Source organism: Bradyrhizobium sp., from assembly GCF_049798375.1.
Classification (GTDB): Bacteria; Pseudomonadota; Alphaproteobacteria; order Rhizobiales; family Xanthobacteraceae; genus Bradyrhizobium.
Genome location: NZ_JBARGP010000514.1, coordinates 1 through 3,276, shown reverse-complemented (window position 1 = coordinate 3,276; position 3,276 = coordinate 1). Strand labels below are relative to the sequence as shown.

Below are 3,276 nucleotides of genomic sequence, written 5' to 3'. Positions count from 1 at the left end.
CAATCGACGGATGCACATTGAGCCCGAACAATTCCTGCAGCCGGACCGCGATGGTCGGCCCCTGCTCCGCCTCGTAGTCGATCGCGAGCATGGTGCCGGTCGGCGCCTCGAAATGGGTCGGCGCCTCGCGGTCGAGCCGAGCCCGCAGGTCCCAGGGCAGCAGTCCCATCACGGCGTCGGAGAGGTCGCCGGCGGAAATGTGCTTGAGCGCCGTCTTGTCGGCGAGCACCGGCACCAGCCATTCCTCGCGGCGCTCGGCGAGCCCCGTATTCGAGAGATCTGGCCAGCTCTCGCCCTCGGCCTTGCGCAGGAACATCACGCGGTCGCGCCACTGGAGCACGGCCTTCGACCATGGCAGCCGGTCGAGGCCGGCGGCCACGAGGCCATCGGCCAGGATGCGTGCGGTGTGTTCGGACGGCGTGACCGCCAGCGGTGCTTCGGCCAAGGTGATCGCGTGCAGGCTGCGCCTGCGGCGGCCGCGCAACGCCATCGCATCGCGGTCGAAGCTGATCTCGTCCTTGTCCTCGATCTGCGCGCCGAAGTGATGTTCGATGTCCTCGATCGACAGCGGCGCGGCCAGCAGGATGCGGCCGTTCGCGGCGGTGCCGGTGAGTTCGCCGACCGCGATGAAGGGCACGCGCGCCAGCGATGAAGCCTGCTCGACCGCCGCGCCGCGGCCGTTGGCAAGCACGAAGCCGCCATTGCCGCGGTTGCGCGCGACGCGATCGGGGAAGGCAAAGGCGAGCATCACGCCGGCGCTCAACTCCTGGCCTTGCGAGGAAGACGACGCCACCTGCTGGGCCCAGCGGCGCGCCATGTCGCGGGCGCTTTGCGCGCGCTGGGAGCGGTCGCGGCGGAACTGATCGCGGCGGACCTCGAGATCGACGCTGTCGCCGCCAAGCCCGCGCTCGGTCAGGATGGCGGCGATATCGGCGGCCTCCTGCGCCATCCCGTACGCTTCCGAATCCACGATCATGCGCGCCAGCCGCGGCGGCAGCGCCAGCGCACGGAGGCGCTTGCCTTCCTCGGTGATACGGCCGTCGGCATCGAGCGCACCGAGCTCGCGCAACAGCTCCCGCGCTTCCTTCAGCGCTGGCGCGGGTGGCGGATCGAGGAAGCTCAGGCTCGCCGGATCGGCCACGCCCCATTGCGCACAGTCGAGCAGCAGCGAGGAGAGATCGGCGCTGAGGATTTCCGGCTGCGTATAAGCCGGCAGCGAGGCCGTCTGCGGCTCGTCCCAGAGCCGGTAGCAGATGCCGGGCTCGGTACGCCCAGCGCGGCCGCGGCGCTGATCGACCGCGGCGCGTGAGGCCCGCACCGTCTCCAGCCGCGTCAATGCGATATCAGGCTCGTAACGCGGCACGCGGGCGAGCCCGGAATCGACCACGATGCGCACGCCCTCGATGGTCAGCGAGGTCTCGGCGATCGAGGTCGCCAGCACCACCTTGCGGCAGCCCTTTGGCGCCGGCGAGATGGCACGGTCCTGCACGGCCGCATCGAGCGCGCCGAACAGCGGCACGATCTCGGTCGATGCATCCCGCACGCGCTCCCTGAGGAAGGTCTCGGTGCGGCGGATTTCGGCCGCGCCCGGCAGGAAGGCCAGCACCGAACCATTATCTGCGCGCAGCGCGGCCGCGATCGCATCCGCCATCTGGCGCTCGAGCTGAGCATCGATCTTGCGGCCGAGATAGCGGGTCTCGACGGGATAAGCGCGGCCCTCGCTCTCGACCACCGGCGCGTCGCCCAAGAGCTTGCCGACGCGCGCGCCGTCGAGCGTCGCCGACATCACCAGAATGCGCAGATCCTCGCGCAGGCCCATTTGCGCGTCCCGTGCCAGCGCGAGGCCGAGATCAGCATCCAGCGAACGCTCGTGGAATTCGTCGAACAGCACGGCGGCGACGCCCGTGAGTTCGGGGTCATCGAGGATCTGGCGCGCGAAAATGCCCTCGGTCACGACCTCGATGCGGGTGGCGCGCGATATTTTCGATCCGAACCGGACCCGATAGCCGACGGTGTCGCCGGCCCGCTCGCCGAGCGTCGTGGCCATACGATCGGCGCTGGCACGCGCCGCGATCCGCCGCGGCTCCAGCATAATGATCTTTTTGCCTTTGGCCCATGGCGCATCGAGCAGCGCCAGCGGCACCCGCGTGGTCTTACCGGCGCCGGGCGGCGACACCAGCACGGCGGTGTTATTGCGCTCGAGCGTGCCGGCCAGCTCGTCCAGCACGACGTCGATGGGCAGTGGCGTGTCGAAGCGAAGGGGCAATCATCTCACCATTCGTCATGCCCGGGCTTGATCCGGGCATCCTCGATCTTGCTTACACGAAAGAACAAGACGTGGATGGCGGGGACAAGCCCGGCCATGACGCAATTATTACAAGCGCCTCAAGCCCCCTTCACCGTCGGCCGGCCGATGCTCTCATAGATGAAGCCGTGCTTGGCCATCTCCTCGGGACGGTAGACGTTGCGCAAATCGACCACGACCGGATGCGCCATGACTTCTTTCAGCCGGGCCAGATCCATGGCACGGTACTGCACCCATTCGGTGACCAGCACGATGGCGTCGGCATCCCTCGCGCACTCATAGGGATCGTCGCAATAATCGATGTCGGGCAGTTCCTTCCTGGCCTGCTCGATGCCAATCGGATCGTGCGCGCGCACCTTGGCGCCCATGTCCAGCAGACCGGTCACCAGCGGGATCGACGGCGCGTCGCGCATGTCGTCGGTCTCCGGCTTGAAGGTCAAGCCAAGCACGGCGACCGTCTTGCCGCGCAGGCTGCCGCCAACCGCGCTCATCACCTTGCGCGCCATCGCGCGCTTGCGGTTGTCGTTGACGTTCATCACGGCTTCGACAATGCGCAACTGCGTCCCATTGTCTTGCGCGATCTTGAGCAGCGCGCTGGTGTCCTTCGGGAAGCAGGAGCCGCCGAAGCCGGGCCCGGCATGCAGGAATTTAGGGCCGATGCGGTTGTCCAGACCGATGCCGCGCGCCACCTCCTGCACGTCGGCGCCGACCTTCTCGGCCAGATCCGCCACCTCGTTGATGAAGGTGATCTTGGTGGCGAGAAACGCGTTCGCGGCGTATTTGATCAACTCCGCGGTGCGGCGCTCGGTGTACATCATCGGCGCCTGGTTCAGCGACAGCGGGCGGTAAATGTCGCCCATCACCTTGCGACCGCGCTCGTCCGAGGTGCCGACCACGATGCGGTCGGGCCATTTGAAGTCGCGGATCGCCGCGCCCTCGCGCAGGAACTCCGGATTGGAGGCGACCACGAC

The 3,276-nt window shown here is 67.9% G+C and carries 2 protein-coding genes; both read right to left on the bottom strand.

What is annotated here, in order from left to right; translation table 11 throughout:
• A partial coding sequence (gene hrpB, locus WA702_RS20900; RefSeq protein ID WP_425112450.1) for an ATP-dependent helicase HrpB occupies positions 1 to 2,266 on the bottom strand: 2,266 nt, incomplete at its 3' end.
• 119 nt (positions 2,267 to 2,385) lie between these two features.
• Positions 2,386 to 3,276 (bottom strand): UDP-glucose dehydrogenase family protein (locus tag WA702_RS20895; RefSeq protein ID WP_425112449.1); only part of this gene is annotated, 891 nt, incomplete at its 5' end.